Origin of the sequence: Pelomonas baiyunensis, assembly GCF_043555935.1 — a bacterium.
GTDB classification, from domain to species: domain Bacteria; phylum Pseudomonadota; class Gammaproteobacteria; order Burkholderiales; family Burkholderiaceae_C; genus Pelomonas; species Pelomonas baiyunensis.
In genome coordinates this window covers 1-957 of sequence record NZ_JBIGIB010000016.1, presented here as the reverse complement: position 1 = coordinate 957, position 957 = coordinate 1, and the positions used below count along the sequence as shown (strand labels likewise).

Annotated in this window: 1 pseudogene; it reads right to left on the bottom strand. The window is 68.7% G+C overall.

What is annotated here, in order from left to right:
- Window positions 1-957: pseudogene (locus ACG01O_RS22235) on the bottom strand (heme utilization protein); the annotation flags it as partial.

Genomic DNA, 957 nt, shown 5'->3' with positions numbered 1-957 from the left:
TGGTGAGGGCGCCCACTTGCGTGGAGGTCAGGCCGGCCAGCGCGGCGGTGGTGATCGAGCGCACGTCCGCCGTCTCCAGGCTGCGGACCTGGCCGGTGGTGAAGGCGTTGACCTGATCGGACGTGAGTGCGGCGTACTGCGCCGTGCCCATGGCCGCAAGGTTGGCCGTGGAGAGGTTGTTGATCTGCTCGGTGGTGAGGGCACGGACTTGGGCCGTGGTCAGCCGGGAGATCTGCTCGGTGGTGAGCGTGTTGAGGTTGCCGGTGGTCAGGCCACTGACCTGCGGCGTGGTGCTCAGGGCCACCAGCTGGGCCGAGGTGAGCGCCTGCAGCTGGCTGTTGGTCAGGGCGTTGACTTGCGCCGAGTCCAGGGCACGGATGTCACCGGTGGTGATGGCCTTGACGTCAGCCACCTCGATGGCACGCAGCTGGTCGGTGTTGAGCGAAGCGGCCTGCACCGAGGTGAGCGCGGCGACCTGGGTGGAGGTCAGGGCCACCATGTCGGCGGTGGTCATGCCCTTGAACTGGTCGGTGTTGAGCGCACCGATCTGGCCGGTGGTCAGGGCCTGCACGCCGTCGGTGGTGAGGGCGCCCACTTGCGTGGAGGTCAGGCCGGCCAGCGCGGCGGTGGTGATCGAGCGCACGTCCGCCGTCTCCAGGCTGCGGACCTGGCCGGTGGTGAAGGCGTTGACCTGATCGGACGTGAGCGCGGCGTACTGCGCCGTGCCGAGCGCGGCGAGGTTGGCCGTGGAGAGGTTGTTGATCTGCTCGGTGGTCAGGGCACGGACTTGGGCCGTGGTGAAGCGGGCCAGCTCCTCGGTCGTCAACGCATTGAGGTTGGCGGTGGTGAGGTTCTGGACCTGCTCGGTGGTGAGCGCGACGACCTGAGCGGAGGACAGGGCCTGCAGCTGACCGTTGGTCAGGGCGTTGACCTGGGCGGTGCTGAGGGCGCGGATGT